The organism is Verrucomicrobium sp. BvORR106 (assembly GCF_000739655.1).
Taxonomy (GTDB): domain Bacteria; phylum Verrucomicrobiota; class Verrucomicrobiia; order Verrucomicrobiales; family Verrucomicrobiaceae; genus Verrucomicrobium.
Genome location: NZ_BATR01000118.1, coordinates 134276 through 148927, shown reverse-complemented (window position 1 = coordinate 148927; position 14652 = coordinate 134276). Strand labels below are relative to the sequence as shown.

The window sequence follows — 14652 nt, the reverse complement described above, 5'->3', positions numbered from 1 at the left end:
AGCCCGCCCGGTTCCCCACGACGGTGAATTACTTTTATTCTGCAAGGGATTGCCTTTCGTGAAACGCGACGCTTACTGAATGCCGTTCTTATTTCCCGCCCCCTTCATCCGCTTTGAACCGCCCCACCGTTGCCAGCTACTGCACGACATTTCTCAAGCCGGAGATGCTCCACATCTACCGTCAGATCAAGGGATTGCGACGGTACGATACCTTTGTCATCTGCAAGGAGAGACAGAGTGAGGATCTCTACCCGATGCCCGAAGGCGGCATTGAGGTGGCACCAGGGGTGAAGAGCAATTTTCTGCGGCGTTTTTGGCTCAAGTACGTCAAACGCGAACCCGCCATCGTGTACCGGGGTGAGTACGGGGTGCTGGCCGGCCTCCTGAACCGGCGCGAGGCCGATCTCATGCATGTCTATTTTGGCCATACCGGCGTGCATTTGCTGCCGTTCATCCAGCGCTGGCCCAAGCCCACAGTGGTCTCATTCCATGGGATGGATGTCCAGACGCGGGCGCACGACCCCTCCTATGAAGTTCGCTTGCGCGAACTTCTGAAGGCTTCCCGACTGGTCCTCGCGCGCTCCCAGTCATTGTTGGACCGCCTGCTTGAGCTGGACTGCCCCGTGGAAAAGGTGCGCATGAACCGCACCGGCATCCCCTTGGACCAGTTCCCCACGATCAGCCGTTCCTGGCCAGAAAACGGGGCCTGGCATCTGGTGCAAGCCTGTCGCTTGATCGAAAAGAAGGGGTTGGATGATGCGATTCATGCCTTCGCTGCCTTCGCCAAAGTCCATCCGCAAAGTCGGTTCACCATCGCCGGGGAAGGCCCACTGCTGGAGCCTCTGCAAAAACTGCGGGATGAACTGGGCCTCCAGAACAACATCCAGTTCCCGGGATTCGTAAAGGGGTCTGCCCTGCGCGACCTCTTTCACAGCGCCCACCTCTTCATTCATCCAAGTCGCATGACCGCCGATCAGAATCAGGAAGGTGTGCCCAATGCGATGCTGGAGGCCATGGCAACGGGGCTTCCCGTGGTGGCCACCCTGCATGGCGGCATCCCTGAAGCTGTGAGGGATGGTGTCACGGGCTTGCTTGTTCCTGAGCGTGACCGATCCGGGCTGGAGCGCTCTTTGCACGACCTGACTGACAGCCCCGCCACCTGGGAACGCATGGGGGCTGCGGCAGCTCTGGACGTGCGGGAAAACTTTGAGTCCTCCGAGCAGATTGCCAAACTCGAACAGGCCTATGACGAAGCCCGGGAAAGACGTTGAAGCGGTCGCCCCTTGAGTCATCATAATCACCAGTACCACCACTCCCAGCCAGGGCGGCTTCGCTGACCCCCACCGTACATGCCATCCTGTTGCCCCGACGCCCAAGACAAATCCAAACCGCTGGTCGTCTCCCTTTGCGGCACCTTCTTAAAGCCGGAAATGCAGAGCATTTACCGGCAGGTGACGGGATTCCAACGGGTGCGCACCATCGTCTATACCCAGAATCACGAGAACGCTGAACTGTTCCCGTTTGAGCCGGTGAAGGTGCTGAAGAAGCTCCCCCGGCCCCGGCCTCGTGGGAACTTCGTCAAGCGCTTCTGGTACAAGCACGTTCTGAAGGTCTGGCCACCGCCACGCCCGATTGAACGGCATGTGCACCCCTATTACCCCTACGATCTGGTCGCTCGGCTAAAGAAGAACGATCCCGAACTCGTGCACGTGTACTACGGCCACAAGGCAGTGCATTACTATGAGATGATCCGGGCCTGGGGTGGTCCTTTTGTGGTCTCATTCCATGGGGTGGATGTTTCAAAGTTCCTCGACCGTCCAGCCTATGTGGCCACCCTCAAGAAGGTGTTCGCCAACGCCAAGCTGGTGATGGCGCGTAGCCAGTCTCTTCTGGACCGGCTCGTTGTGCTGGGTTGTCCCAAAGACAAGCTACGGCTCAACCGGACCCCTATTCCCCTGGAGCATCTGAACGCTGTGCCCCGGACAACACCTTCCGATGGCCAGTGGAGACTCGTGCAGGCCTGTCGGCTGATCCCCAAGAAGGGAATCATCACCGCGCTCAAAGCACTGAAGATCGTCACGGAGACTCACCCCAACGTGAAATACGTGATCTGCGGGGTGGGCCCCCTGGCCGGCAAGATTCAGCGCACCGCCGCTGAGCTCGAGCTGAGCTCCCACGTGGAACTCCGGGGATGGATGAGTCAGGATCAACTGCTGCAGGAGTATGAAGCGGCACACATTTTCCTCCACCCTAGTGAGACGACCAAAGACGCCGATCAGGAAGGCATCCCCAACTCCATGCTCGAAGCCATGGCCACTGGGCTGCCGGTGGTGGCCACTCAGCATGGTGGCATTCCTGAGGCGGTGACGCACGGGTTCGATGGGTTGCTCGTGCCTGAGCGCAGCCCGGACCAGCTGGCTGAGGCACTGCTGTCCCTGATGAACACCCCAAGCTTGCTGACTACGATGTCCACCCATGCCGCGGCGTCAGTGCGGGCCAACTTTGGGGCCAATGCCCAAGTGGCCGCGATGGAAGACGTGTACTTCGAGGCCATCAGTCGCAAATAGTTCACCACCCAACTGCCCAGTCCCATGCAGCCCACTTCACAGCTCCTCTGCCGCACGTGGCTGGTGTGGATCTTGATGGGAACGGTGCCGCTGCTTTCCCAGGATCCATCCGGCCCACCTCGTCCGCCGTCAGTGGTTCTTCCCGCCACGGCCCGATACGTCACGGTGGCCGAGGCCCAAGAGCTCCTGAACCAGGGCAAACTGGGAGGGATCGTGGATGTCCGCACACCGGACGAGGTCAGTGGGAAGAATCACCTGCCCGGGGCGAGGTATGTGAACCTCTTTGTCGCGAATTTCGACGAGTCCATCCAACGCCTGGAACTGGATCGAACCCGCCCCTGTCTGGTGTACTGCGCCCTGGGTGGACGGGCGGCACGTGCCGCTTCAAGGCTGGACGCTCTGGGGTTCAAGGAAGTACTCATCCTCCAGGGCGGCTTCGAAGCCTGGCGTCGCCAGGGCGGAGAACTGGGGCAGTAGCAAGACTGTCTGAGAAGCGGCCCCGAAGCTCTCAACTCTCCTGCCAGTCATCCCCCGCATCATCGCGACCCATGATCGACCACCGATAGAGGTAGGTGAAGATCTCATTGCTGACAAAAGGCTCCTCCAACGCCACCGGCACCAGCTCGTAGAGCCCAACGGCGACGTCCTCCAGCAGGTCCAGTTCCTTCCGGCAGGAAGCATCCACTTCCCACACCTCCCCGTGAACTCTGAGGCCGCCGTCTTCCTCTGCGACCTCGTAGAGTCCCGGGTAACCGCCCGCATTCACCATCCGATAATGCGGCTGGGTGCGGGCTGTGCCGACAAAGGTCTGACCGGCGAGATAGTGCGAATTGCTCAGGCCCCGCTTCAGCGTGCCATAAACGAAGATACGCTGCGGAGCAGAGGGGCCGGTCTCTGGAGTACTCATGACGGGACGGTGGAGCCTGGGACCGCAAGCTGCGTGAGTGGACCGGGTGAAGGCGAAGGCGCGCTCCGATGCAGCGTCCACTCCACAGTCGCGTACTTGTCTCTCGCCAAATTCCGTGCCGCCGGCATGAGCCGGGCTTCCATTTCCTGCTGATCCATGACGATGACCTCCATCGCCAGCTGACGTGCAAACAACAGGCCAAAGCTGGCAGGCAATTTCACCGGCTGGATCGTGCCCTGATGAAGAAATCCTGACTTGGCCCGACGCTGGGCGGCACCGGCAATTTTTTGCCCCTGCCACACCACGTCAAACTTGGCCGGCTCTACAAAACAGACCCCCATGCCGTCGGAGGTATTCTCCGACTGCAAAGAGCAGTCACCCAAGCCCGCCTCGTGCAACGCACGAATCATGGCCTCATGAATCTCACGGTAGGTCTCCACCGCGCGCTGCTCACTGAGATCACTGCCAGCAGGGGCAGCCAGGGTGTAGGTCCAGTCGCCATCATGCACCACCGCTCCCCCACCCGTCCAGCGTCGCACCATGGGCCACCCGGCCTGAGTTTCAGGAATTACCGAAACGGGCTGGGAAAAGCCGATGCTGATGCTCGGCTGCACCCAGCCATAGACGCGCATCCAGATCCCTTCCGCCTGCAGCAACATCGCCTCATCCAACGCCATGTTGAGAGGCCCCTCGCGGGGCACCAGATCTTGCCAGAGATGGAGGCGGGGAAGAGACGACATTTCGAAAACTAGCTGCTCGCGATGGATCGGTTGCTACAGGGTACGCTTGGGGACAAGTGGTGGGGTGATGCGGCCGCAGACTTGTCGGCTCTAGCTCCCCATCAGCTCCTTGACCTTGCCATCAATGGCATCGGCCCAGATCTCATATCCCTTGGCGGAGAGATGCAGGCGATCAGGCATGATCTCCTGCGTGAGCGTTCCATCAGACTGAAGGAATTTTTCACTGAGGTCCATGTAGAAAATGGACTTGTCGTCAGCGTATGTCTTGATCAGGCTGTTGGTGGCGGTGTTCTGCTTGCGGTAGGCATCGTTGCTGTCAGCTCCACGGGGGAAAATACCCAGCAGCAGGACCTTCGTGCCCGGGCACTTTTCCTGAACCTTGGCAATGATGGTTTTCACGCCGTCCGCAGTCTGCTCCGCACTGCACGAGTAACCGTTCCGATTCTGATGACCGGTATTGTTGGTGCCAATCATCAGCACCACCAGCTTGGGTTTAAGGCCGTCAAAATTCCCGTTCTGGAGACGCCAGAGCACGTGCTCCGTGCGGTCTCCCCCAATGCCAAAATTGGCCGCGCCGAGCGGAGCCCAGTGTTTTTCCCAAGCGGCTTTGCCAGCCCCTTCCCAACCCTGCGTGATGGAATCACCCAGAAACACCAGGGTGGCCTCCCCCTTGCTGGAGATCTCATTGAACCGAGCGTGCCTCGCCTGACATCCGGGCTCCGGGCGCTCAACCGGGGTGACGGCCACCTTGGGATTCGGAGCAGGTGCAGGGGCTGCCGCGACCGTGGTCTTGGCAGGGCTGGTGCCGGGGGTGGGAGCTTGCTGGGCCAGCGCCACAGGTGCGGTGCAAATCAGAAGAGCGAGGATGGATTTCATGGTTGATTCGGAAACCGGAATACGTGCAACGAGGTCATACTTCATGCGCCCAAATTCTGACAACCGGGAAATTGAGAATCCCAGACCGAAGAGTTCCTCTCTCCTCAAGGCGACGACCAAATTTGCAGGTCATGGAAACCCGCGTCACGGAGCGTCCGATGCGCAGTGGCAGCGAAACTGAGCAAGCCCTGAGGATCCGCATGGTGAGCGTGACGCCCTGTCGAGGTCATCCACTCCTCCCGCAGGTATTCCCCCACCACATCCGCCACGGGAAGCTGAAACACCACTGACACCGCCGCCCACACTGTCGTGAGATGAACTTCGCGGGCCTCCTCTTCGATCCGCTGCCGCAGATGCCCGAGCACTCCCTGATACTTGGCTCCACGGGTGCTTTTCAGAAGAAGCTCCCCCGCAAAGAGGCTGCGGGAAAGATGCTCAGGTGAAAGGTGCTGTCCCAACCGGGCATCTACTGTGAGGAGCGCATCCAGATCGCCCGCGTCCGCCGCCCGCCAGGCCTCCAACAGGCAGGGAGCGATGTACGCTTTCCAGGGCTGCTCCAGGAAGGCCCCCCAGTCTGTGATCATGGTATGCCGTCCCGCCTCGCCGTGCGTGAGGAAAAGAATGGCCTCACACTGGGCACGCACGCTCTGGAACATCCAGCGCACCCATGAGAGATTCTCTTCATGTTCCGCCCGAGTCTCTGCGCTGTGCAACGCCAGCTTGCCGTCCGGATCAGCGGCGGATGAGCGTGACGTTGAAGGCTGGGGAAACCTGGCTATCATGGCAGACGGTCTATTCTAGCGGACCGACGACCGCAGAAAACCTAAAAGTCCCTGTCCATCGCATGTCGCTTGACACCTCAAAAGTCTCCTACCTCTGCCAGCGTTGCGGCAACTGTTGCCGCTGGCCAGGCGACGTGATTGTGACGCCTGAGGAGGTCGATGCCATTGCCCGCCACGTGGGTATGGAGGTGGATGAATTCATCCAAACACGTACGCGACTCAGCGCAAACCGGAAGCACTTGTCCATCATCGACAAGGGGGACGGTTCTTGTTTCTTTCTGGAAGGCAAAAACTCCTGCCTCATCCAGCCCGTCAAACCCGTGCAGTGCAGCGGCTTTCCCAACGTGTGGCAATTTCCCGGTTGGCGCGAGGTATGCGAAGCAATCGAAATCCCAGCCAAGCCCTGACAGATCCTGCGCCGCATTCATCCGTGAAACACGGACAAAAAAAGGCGCGGATTGCTCCGCGCCTTTGAAACGATGTCTGGCCGCTTACTTCGCGCTGGCCGCCTTGAGCTCTTCCGCACGCTTTTTGGAGGCGTCATTCAGTTTAGCCAGAGGCACGTCCACTTTGTTGCCGTTGGCGAGCTGGAGCACCACTTTGTCGGCAGCCACTTCAAGAAGGGTAGCCTGAATCGTGCGCCCATCGGAGCTTGTCCAGCCTTCTGCGCTGGCACCTTGAATGGCTACTGAGCCGCCAGCAGGTGCGGCGGTGGGAGCGCCCCCCGGAGTCGCAGGAGCAGGTGTTGGTGCTGCACCTGGGGTTGCGGCAGGGGTCGCACCCGGGGCTGTCGCAGGAGCGGCAGCGGTCGGCTTGGGCGGATTCTTGGCCAGCTCTTTGATTTCTTTGTTGAGCGTCTTCACTGCATCTTCGCCACCGTCGATGAGCTTGGCCGCAGCCACCGAGGTCAACACCACACTCCCGGTGTGGTCCATCGCGACCAAGCGGGGATATTCTTTGCCCAAATCCTTGGCGTTAATTGCTCCAGGCAGGGCTGCCGGCAAGCGCCGAGCCCACTCCCCGGCGGAGTTGGGCCGCAACACCACGACGGTGTTGTCCTTCTCAAGACCCCAATAGGCGATCTTGCCCGCGCCCTCCACCTTGGCGTCCTCGGTCCGCTCGTTCACAAGCAGAAACACGATGGGATCCTTCTTTTTAGCGGACTGCTTCTGGGCATCTTCGAAGCTATAGACTCCGAAGGCTTCCTTGGGGATGGCCTTCGCAGCTTCTTCTTTTGCGGCATAAAGCCCGACCGTGGCCGTGGCGAGAAGAGTGAGGATGAGCTTGGATTTCATGGATTGGTTGTACAATTTCGTGGGCGGAATTTGTCCAACGCCGCCCACGCACTTTCTTTTGCATGCATTTAACCGAAGAATTTCTTCAGGTCACCTCCTAACAGACTTTGCAGCCCCTGTTGCAGGGCACTTCCTGATACGGATTCGCCATGGGGAGTGAGCTGGTCAACCAGTCCTGGAAGGATCTGGGCCAGTCCACTTGCTGCCGTTTGGGTGTCGGTACCGGTCTCCTCAGCAATTTGCTGCACCTGACCTCGGCCCAGCACCTGCATGATTTGCTCCCCGCTAACGGGCAGATTGCCCCCTTTCCCCACCCAGGACGAAATCAGATCTCCCAGGCCACCTTGTTGGAATTTCGCAATCAGACCGTCGAGTCCCCCGGATTGATTGACCAGTGCAATGCCCAGTTGCACGAGATTAGGGCTTCCCGGGGCGTTGGCTCCGGGCGTGAGTTCACTTTCCTCTCCAGGCGCGCCACTCATTAGCTGGCGCGCCAGATCTCCTAGCAGGCTCATAGTGGTAAGTACCGGGGAGTCCTCCGGGTGGGATGAGTCTGGCAGGAAGAGGAAAATCTAGCAATGGTCTTTTTTCCCGGTTCCCCTGCCCTTGCCCCTATGACAACCGGTTCCGGAAGTCTTCGTAACCAAAGCGGCGCACCACCCGCAGCTCGTCGGTAGCGGGGTCATAGGTATCAATGTCCGGATGAGGCACGCCGTTGAAGGTGGTGGTCTTGACCATCGTGTAGTGGCCCATGTCCGTGAAGACGAGTTTTTGACCGAGTTGCAGCGGCTCAGGGAAGGAATAGGCCCCGATCACATCTCCCGCCAGGCAGGAGGTGCCCCCCAGCTTATAGGTGTGCGAATGCTCACTGGGCAGACCGGCCCCAATGATCTGCGGGCGATACGGCATCTCCAGCACATCCGGCATGTGGCAAGTAGCGGAGGTATCGAGAATAGCGGTCTTTTCCTCGGCCCCCACAATGTCCAGCACCGAGGTGACCAAATAGCCGGTGTTCAGCGCGATGGCTTCACCAGGCTCCAGATAGACCTCCACATTGTGACGCTCACGGAAAGCCTTCACGACTCGCACCAGGCGCTCCACATCATAGCCGGGCTTGGTGATGTGGTGGCCACCTCCCATATTGACCCATTTCACCTGCTTGAGAAATTTGGGGAAACGGCGTTCTACGGACTCGATCACCCGCTCCAGAACGTCGGAATTCTGTTCACAAAGCGCGTGGAAGTGTAGCCCTTCGAGGCCAGTCAAATCTGCGTCTTCCAGTTCGATATCACGGGTCCCCAGACGGCACCCCGGAGAACAAGGATCATAGAGGGCAACCTCCACCGTGGAGAGTTCAGGATTCACCCGAAGCCCGGGGCTGGGGCGATTGCCTTCCGCGGCTTCCAACACCGGTTTGAAACGCTGCCATTGGGCCAAGGAGTTGAAGGAGATGTGGCACGCAATCGGCAGGATCTGCTCCATCTCTGCCTCTTTAAAGGCCGGGCAATAGACGTGCACTTCCTTGCCAAACTCGTGGTGGGCCAGCAGCGCCTCGTTGAGGCCGCTCGCACAACAACCCTGCAGGTACTCACGCACCAGACCAAAAGTGGAGAACATGGAGAAGCCCTTGAGGGCCAGCAGGATCTTTGCTCCAGACGTTTCCTGCACCTGTTGCAGCAGGGTGAGGTTCTTCTTCAGCAGGGCGAGGTCCACCACATAAGCGGGCGTAGCGACACGGGCGGGGTCAAAAGAAGTCTGGGCAATCTGGGACATCGTGGAGACAAAGAGCGGAACTGACGATACGGAAAACACACGCCTCAGGCGTGATCTGCATGCTTACGCTTCCCTGGCCTGTTGGCATCCCGTTTTTGCAGGAAATTCCGTCACGTTCCATGGTCCACCTCTGGGAAATCATAAAATATGCGCATTCCCGACACCTTTTTGCCACCAGGGCCATGGCAGCCCCCGATCCTCAGGCATGAAGACCATTCCCACTCTCCTTGCTGTCTCCCTCGCCGCCGTGTCCACGATGCTGGTGTCTTGTGACTCCAAACAGGAACAGGCTCGCGAACGCAGTCTCGAAAACAAGGCTGATGCTCTGGAGGAACAGGCCAAAGCCACCAAGAAAGAGGGCGAACAGCACGCAGATGCGATCGAAGACGCCAAAAAGATCAACGATTTGAACGCCGAAGCAACCCGCAAGGAGGCAGAAGCCAAGGCTGAAGCTCTCAAACGCGAGGCCGAGGCCACCCGCGAGCAGAAGTAGAGAACCATTTTCCCACCGACGGACGCCGACAGGCCTGATACCGGGAGTACCCGATCAGCCTGTCGGCGTTGCTGTTTTGAGCTGTCTGCGCCCCCGGTTGCGACGAATGACCTCATCAGTGATAGCGCTCAGGAGAATCACGACCCCGAGAATGACAAACTCCAGCTGTGTGGCGATGCCAAGAATGTTGATGGAGTTGATCAGGATCCGGATCAGGGCAGTGCCAATGATAACGCCCAAAATCCCACCTTCCCCACCCCGCAAGCTGCAGCCTCCCAGCACAGCGGCAGCGATGGCATAGAGCTCATAAAAGTTCCCCTGTGATGCTGGCTGCACGGTGTTGACATCCAGCGCGAAAAGGATGCCGCCGATGCCGGCAAAGGTGGAACACAGAACGTAGGATACGATGACCAACCGGTCCGTGCGGATGCCGCTGTACCGCGCTGCCTCCTCACTCCGCCCCAGCGCAAACAAATGCCTGCCCCAGACTGTCTTGTTCAAGAACACGGCGGCCAAACCCGCCAGGACTGTCAGAATCACCAAGGGCACGGGAAGGCGGTAGTCCCCAAGGAACGGCAGATCGATGCGCCCGTTGGAAAACCAGCGCAGGCCATCATAGGCCGTTCCAAAACCAAGCGTTCCATCGTGCACAAGCCAACGTGCCACCCCTCGATAAATGAGGAGGCCGCACAAGGTCACCACAAACGGTTGCAGCCTGACCTTGGTGATGAGCAGACCGTGCACGAGCCCGATGACGGCAGACAGGATCACCGTGACCAGGAGCGCCGCAGGCACAGACCATCCCTTCTTCGTCAACAACCACGCCAGCATGGTACCCACGAGACCAACAACGCTACCGATGCTGAGATCAATGCCCCCGGTAATGATTACAAAAGAGACCCCCACCCCGATGATCGCGTAGAGCGACACCCAGTTGAGGAGGTTCTCGGCATTGTAGGGTATCAGGAAATTGGGATTGCCCAATGCGGTGGCCACGCACACGAGTAGCAAGAGCAGACTGATTCCCAAGTTTTTCTTCATAGCATTGAATAGATCTCATTGTCAGCCCAGGTCGGAACGGGAGAGCCCCGTCGCCAGTTCCATGATGCGCTCCTCCGTGGCCTCCGCCCGCGAAAGTTCCCCGCTCAACCGTCCCTCGTGCATCACAAGCACGCGGTCCGAAATGGCCAGCACTTCCTCCAGCTCACTGCTGGCGAAAAGCACGGCCATGCCCTCAGCGGCCAGCTTCTCCATCAACTGGTAGATTTCCGCCTTGGCTCCCACATCGATCCCGCGGGTGGGTTCGTCCAGAAGCAACACCTTGGGGGCAAGCGCCAGCCACTTGCCCAAGACCACCTTCTGCTGATTTCCACCGGACAAGGTGCCGACCAGGGTGTCAGGAGAGGCGGCTTTGATTCGCAACTGTCTCCCCAGTTCCTCAGTCAGCGCGGCTCCCGCCTTCTCATTCACGAGCACTCCCCCTTTGGCATCACGCTTGAGGGTGGTCAGAGCCACATTCCACTGCACGGACTCCTCCAGGAAGACGCCTAGCGCTTTGCGGTCCTCTGGCACCAGCGCCAGACCGGCCGCCAACGCTTCCTCCGGATGACGAGCGAGCAGCGCCTTGCCAGCCACTTGCACCTCCCCGGCCAGCGGAGGCTCCACGCCAAACAAGGCGCGCAACACCTCCGTGCGACCGGCTCCGACCAGACCAGCCAGGCCAACCATCTCCCCCCGGCAGATCTGAAAGCTCACCTCATGGGCCGGAAAGGCCTGAGTACGCAGAGACTTGACCTCCAGCACCACCTCGCCAGGAGGCCTTGCCTCCACAGGTCGGGCGCCGGAAAGATCCCTCCCCACCATGAGACGGACCATGGCATCGTGGGTTATTTCCTCACGCGAGAGCCCGCCCGCATTCCTCCCATCCCGGAGGGCCACCACACGATCTGCCAGGTGTTTCACTTCTCCGAGCCGATGCGAGATATAGAGGATGCTCAGCCCGGCCTTCCTCAATCCGGCGATGACTCGAAACAGGTTCTCCGTCTCTCTCATAGACAGGCTGGAGGTGGGCTCATCCATGATGAGCAGCTTGGCATCCAGCGAGAGCGCTTTGGCGATCTCCACCATCTGACGCTGACCAAGGGACAACTCTGAGACCGGCGTGGTGGCGGCGAATCCTGCGCCGAGCTGATCCAACAGCCTCTGGGCCTTCTCCCGCATGACCTCTCGCTGGATGAAAATGCCCCGGCGCGGTTCCCTGCCCAGGAAGATGTTACCAGCCGCGTCCAGATTGTCGGCCAACACCAGTTCCTGGTGAATCAGAGCAATGCCCAGTGACTGGGCTGCCTGCACTCCAGAGAGAACGACTGCTTGCCCCTCAAAATGGATCTGCCCCCGATCAGGAGACTGCAGCCCAGCCAGGATCTTCATGAGCGTGCTCTTCCCCGCCCCGTTTTCGCCGATCACGGCCACGAGTTCCTGGTGCGCCACCGTCAGGCTCACATTATCCAGAGCCCGCACCCCGGGGAACTGTTTGAAAAGGTTCTGCGCTGAGAGCAAATCACTCATGATGCTGCTTGCTACTGCACCAGCTTTTTCAGCTCCGCCCAGAAAGCGTCCACATCACCCTTTTTGACCGCCTTGGCCGGCACCTCAACAAACTTGCTGGCAGGGATGACGCTCTTGTCCCCCTTGGCCAGGGCCGCCAGGATGCGGACGCTCTCGTGCCCGTACTGATAAGGGTTCTGCACGACCGTCGCGTAGATATTGCCCTCCTGGATGCCGCGCAAGGTATCGTCTTCCTCGTCAAAGCCCACGATCTTCACCTTGCCAAATTTCCCGGCCTCCTTCACCGCCTCATAGATCTTGGGAGTGTTGTAGGAGAAGAGCCCCACCAGGCACCCAATCTCGGGATGCCGGGTAATGGTGTCCTGCACATTGGATTTGGCCTTGGCAAAATCCACCTCGTCCGTCCGGGTACCGAGCACGGTGTACTTTTCGCCCTTCACTTCGGCATCTGGCGGATCATCGTGCCGTTCACCCTCTGGGCGGCCTAGAAGCTCATCCACACAGCCCTGACGGCGCTCCTTGGCATTGAGCTGGCCGGCCCGACCAACAAAGAACATCACGCTGCCTCCATCGGGCATGGCCTCCTTGATCAGCTTCCCGCAAAGGCGGCCCGCTTGATAGTTGTCCATCCCGACGAAACAAAGGCGGGGAGACTCGGGGGCATCACTGTCTTGAGTGATCAGGTGAGTCTGCTTGGCCATCGTCTTCATGAGGTCCAGTTGATTCTTGGGATCGGCCGGGCTGAAGGCGATACCACTCACGCCCCGGGTGAGGAGCTCCTCAACCATGCGCTTCTGGTCGGTCGCTCCGTCTTGTGGCATGCGCACTTCCACCTCCACCCCATACTCTGCGCCCGCTTTGCGAGCCCCCTTTTCCGCAATGGTCCAAAAAGGGGCAATCGCGTTCCCAATGTAGGCCACGCGGGGCTTTTTGCCACTTCCACCGTCCGAGGAAGGACCGCATTGCACGAGGAAAGAAGCTGCCAGGACAGGAAGAGCCAGGGGAAGCAGGAAGTGGCGTCGTTTCATGAGGTCAAATGGGTGAGAAAACTGGCGGGAACCACACATGGTACGAAATCCCAAACGGACCCGGCAAGGCAAATGTTTGCATGCAGAAACGCACCTTCTTTGTTGTCTCCACGGTGCCACCATGCCAACATCTTTTCCATGCCATCCACAGCCGATCTCCCCCTGTTGTTCCTTGTTGGCGGCGTTGCCTTCCTGGTGCTGTCCACCTTGTGGATCCTGACGACACGCTTCAAGCGTTGCCCCTCGGACAAGATCCTGGTGGTGTATGGCAAGGTCGGCAAGGGGCTGAGCGCACGCTGCATTCACGGTGGCGCCACCTTCATCTGGCCCATGATCCAGGACTACCAGTTCCTCGATCTCATCCCCATTCCGATCGACATCAAGCTGACCGGGGCGCTTTCCAAGCAGAACATCCGCGTCAATACGCCCTCCACCTTCACCGTCGGCGTCTCCACCAAGCCCGGTACGATGGAAAACGCTGCCGAGCGTATGCTGGGCCTTTCCAACGAGTCCATCCGCGAACTCGCCAAAGACATCATCTTCGGCCAGATGCGCGTCGTCCTGGCCACCATGTCCATTGAGGAGATCAATGCTGACCGGGACAAACTCATCGAAAACATCAGCCGTGGGGTCGAGGTGGAACTGGAGAAAGTGGGCCTACAGCTCATCAACGTGAACATTCAGGACATCACAGACGAGAGCGGCTACATCGAGGCTCTGGGTCAGGAAGCCGCCGCACGTGCCATCAACGACGCGAAGATCAAGGTCTCCCAGGCCGAACGTGACGGAGAGATTGGCCGTGCCCAGGCGCAGAAGGAGCAGAAAATCGTCGTGGCCCAGGCCCAAGCAGAGGCCACCACCGGTGAAAACCTTGCCGCGGTGGACATCGCGAACTCCAATGCCAACCGGCTTGTGCAGGAGGCGGAGGCCAACCGCCAGGCGGAGGCGGCCCAGAATGTCGCCAATGCTCGTGTGCAACAGGAAGCCTACCTCGCCCAGCGTGAGGCAGAAGTCGCCCGCGCGGAGAAGGACAAAGCCTCCCAATACGCCAGCGTGGTGGTGCCTGCCGAAGTTGAGAAACTGCGCATGGAAACCATCGCGGCCGCAGATGCTGCCCGCATCCAGATTGAAGCGAAAGGCAAAGGCGACGCCATCCGCTACGTGCAACAGGCCGAGGCAGACGGTCAGAAGGCTCGTTTCCTCGCCGAGGCGGACGGTCAGCGCGCCCGCCTCCTCGCCGAAGCAGAAGGCACGGAGAAGGTGCTCAAGAGCAAGGCGGAAGGTTTCCGGGCCCTGGTGGAAGTCACAGCCTCCCGGCCTGACCTCGCCATCAACCTCCTCATCACCGAGCAGCTCCCCCGCTTGGTTGAGGAGCAGGTCAAGGCCATCAGCAACATCAAGGTGGACAAGATCACCGTGTGGGACAGTGGAGTCGGAGCCGACGGCAAAAACAGCACCGCCAGCTTTCTCAGCGGCCTGGCTGGAAGCTTGCCACCAATCCATGAACTGGCAAAGAACGCCGGCATCGAGCTTCCCAGCATTCTGGGCAAGACGGGCGACCTTGCCGGCAGCAAGCCCGCCAACCCGTCCACCTAGCAGGGCACTCGGCCCGTCTCTTGTTGC

16 protein-coding genes are annotated in these 14652 nt (G+C 59.7%); 6 read left to right on the top strand and 10 right to left on the bottom strand.

Annotated features, from left to right (window positions below):
- Positions 1–113 precede the first annotated feature (113 nt).
- The 3 genes from BV106_RS22135 (at position 114) to BV106_RS36055 (ending at position 3044) form a co-directional block, all read left to right on the top strand.
- Positions 114–1271 (top strand): glycosyltransferase, encoded by a 1158-nt coding sequence (locus BV106_RS22135; protein WP_038168322.1) that lies wholly within the window; start codon positions 114–116, stop codon positions 1269–1271.
- Between the two features lie 78 nt (positions 1272–1349).
- Positions 1350–2567: a glycosyltransferase gene (locus BV106_RS22130; RefSeq protein WP_038168319.1), complete on the top strand. Its 1218-nt coding sequence runs from the start codon at positions 1350–1352 to the stop codon at positions 2565–2567.
- A gap of 24 nt (positions 2568–2591) precedes the next feature.
- Positions 2592–3044, top strand: coding sequence for a rhodanese-like domain-containing protein (locus BV106_RS36055; RefSeq protein ID WP_051946182.1), 453 nt, complete (start codon positions 2592–2594; stop codon positions 3042–3044).
- 31 nt (positions 3045–3075) lie between these two features.
- Here BV106_RS36055 and BV106_RS36050 read toward each other — a convergent pair whose 3' ends face one another.
- The 4 genes from BV106_RS36050 to BV106_RS22105 all read right to left on the bottom strand — a co-directional run bounded on the left by BV106_RS36050 (position 3076) and on the right by BV106_RS22105 (position 5872).
- Positions 3076–3474, bottom strand: a complete 399-nt coding sequence (locus tag BV106_RS36050; RefSeq protein ID WP_051946181.1) for a gamma-glutamylcyclotransferase family protein — start codon at positions 3472–3474, stop codon at positions 3076–3078.
- Complete coding sequence (locus BV106_RS36045; RefSeq protein ID WP_051946180.1) at positions 3471–4214, bottom strand: hypothetical protein; 744 nt, start codon at positions 4212–4214, stop codon at positions 3471–3473. Before BV106_RS36045 ends, BV106_RS36050 begins: the two co-directional genes overlap by 4 nt.
- A 90-nt stretch (positions 4215–4304) precedes the next feature.
- The gene (locus tag BV106_RS22110) at positions 4305–5090 is read right to left on the bottom strand and encodes a platelet-activating factor acetylhydrolase IB subunit (protein ID WP_265595944.1); all 786 of its coding nucleotides are present in this window, start codon (positions 5088–5090) and stop codon (positions 4305–4307) included.
- Between the two features lie 104 nt (positions 5091–5194).
- Positions 5195–5872 carry an urease accessory UreF family protein gene (locus BV106_RS22105; protein ID WP_038168316.1) on the bottom strand — a complete coding sequence of 226 codons (678 nt, stop codon included), beginning with the start codon at positions 5870–5872 and terminating at the stop codon, positions 5195–5197.
- 62 nt (positions 5873–5934) lie between these two features.
- On the opposite strand from BV106_RS22105, the gene BV106_RS22100 reads away from it, so the two are divergent.
- Entirely contained in the window at positions 5935–6279 is a 345-nt protein-coding gene (locus tag BV106_RS22100; protein ID WP_038168315.1) for a YkgJ family cysteine cluster protein, read from the top strand.
- Positions 6280–6363: 84 nt separating this feature from the next.
- Here the strand turns inward: BV106_RS22100 and BV106_RS22095 are convergent, their stop codons facing one another.
- The 3 genes from BV106_RS22095 to nspC form a co-directional block, all read right to left on the bottom strand.
- Positions 6364–7167 (bottom strand): hypothetical protein, encoded by an 804-nt coding sequence (locus tag BV106_RS22095; protein ID WP_038168312.1) that lies wholly within the window; start codon positions 7165–7167, stop codon positions 6364–6366.
- Between the two features lie 68 nt (positions 7168–7235).
- Positions 7236–7682, bottom strand: a complete 447-nt coding sequence (locus BV106_RS22090) for a YidB family protein (RefSeq protein WP_038168309.1) — start codon at positions 7680–7682, stop codon at positions 7236–7238.
- Positions 7683–7779: 97 nt separating this feature from the next.
- Positions 7780–8940 carry a carboxynorspermidine decarboxylase gene (nspC, locus tag BV106_RS22085; RefSeq protein WP_038168307.1) on the bottom strand — a complete coding sequence of 387 codons (1161 nt, stop codon included), beginning with the start codon at positions 8938–8940 and terminating at the stop codon, positions 7780–7782.
- A 205-nt stretch (positions 8941–9145) separates the two neighbouring features.
- Between nspC and BV106_RS22080 the strand changes: the two genes are divergently transcribed.
- The gene (locus BV106_RS22080) at positions 9146–9433 is read left to right on the top strand and encodes a hypothetical protein (protein ID WP_038168306.1); all 288 of its coding nucleotides are present in this window, start codon (positions 9146–9148) and stop codon (positions 9431–9433) included.
- Between the two features lie 54 nt (positions 9434–9487).
- On the opposite strand, the gene BV106_RS22075 is transcribed toward BV106_RS22080, so the two are convergent.
- The 3 genes from BV106_RS22075 to BV106_RS22065 are packed head-to-tail and all read right to left on the bottom strand — an operon-like array spanning position 9488 to position 13029.
- A complete protein-coding gene (locus BV106_RS22075; protein ID WP_038168304.1) occupies positions 9488–10474 on the bottom strand; it encodes an ABC transporter permease in 987 nt (328 codons plus the stop codon).
- 21 nt (positions 10475–10495) lie between these two features.
- Complete coding sequence (locus BV106_RS22070; RefSeq protein ID WP_038168301.1) at positions 10496–12001, bottom strand: sugar ABC transporter ATP-binding protein; 1506 nt, start codon at positions 11999–12001, stop codon at positions 10496–10498.
- An 11-nt stretch (positions 12002–12012) separates the two neighbouring features.
- Complete coding sequence (locus tag BV106_RS22065) at positions 12013–13029, bottom strand: sugar-binding protein (RefSeq protein ID WP_038168379.1); 1017 nt, start codon at positions 13027–13029, stop codon at positions 12013–12015.
- Between the two features lie 138 nt (positions 13030–13167).
- Here BV106_RS22065 and BV106_RS22060 point away from each other — a divergent pair, with 138 nt between their 5' ends.
- A complete protein-coding gene (locus tag BV106_RS22060) occupies positions 13168–14625 on the top strand; it encodes a flotillin family protein (protein WP_038168299.1) in 1458 nt (485 codons plus the stop codon).
- Positions 14626–14652: the final 27 nt, after the last annotated feature.